Below are 615 nucleotides of genomic sequence, written 5' to 3'. Positions count from 1 at the left end.
CGCGAGTCGTTTTCCGATGTTTCGGAAAGATAATTAATAAGATTGAATTTCCGTTGAGGAAATTCAGCCGCAATTAATTATACGCTTTGTTGTGTAGCGTTTTTCATTTCAGATTTCCATTCATTAAGAACTTTAACCAATTCTTCAGTTTTCATTCCGTAATTATCAGGTAGAGTTCCGTCAGATCCAGAAAAATAATTAGAAATTTTCCTGCTGGTTTTGTAATTGTTGTAACTTTCAGAATAGTCAATCATAACCATTTTTTTGTTGTAGTATCTGAATTTTAAATCGCCAACTTTGAAATTTTCAATGTCCGTCCATTTTGTGAAGTCAGATTTGTAAAGGTTTTTAACTTCAAAACCTTCTTTATTCAGTTTTAAATAGTTAGAGTTAGGCAAAAGTTGTATGCCAAATATAACTACACCCAACCCAAAAAATATAAAACCAATCCAGTCTATAAATTCAAATTCACTATCAAAATATAGAGAAGGAATAATAAATATAAGACAACCAATTAGGTAAATTAAAGTTTTCCACTTTTTTGTTTTTAAAATTAATGTCTTTTTCATCATTTTAACAATGTTACACAACGTATTTGTGTATGAAAAGTTGCGG

1 protein-coding gene is annotated in these 615 nt (G+C 29.4%); it reads right to left on the bottom strand.

Translation table 11 applies throughout. The features are described from left to right. Positions 1-77: 77 nt before the first annotated feature. A partial coding sequence (locus ACOSP6_RS00395; RefSeq protein ID WP_422095675.1) for an STM3941 family protein occupies positions 78-615 on the bottom strand: 538 nt, incomplete at its 5' end.

This window comes from Tenacibaculum sp. MEBiC06402 (assembly GCF_049239625.1).
Classification (GTDB): Bacteria; Bacteroidota; Bacteroidia; order Flavobacteriales; family Flavobacteriaceae; genus Polaribacter.
The sequence above is the reverse complement of the archived record's forward strand: the minus strand, read 5'-3'. Positions and strand labels throughout refer to the sequence as shown.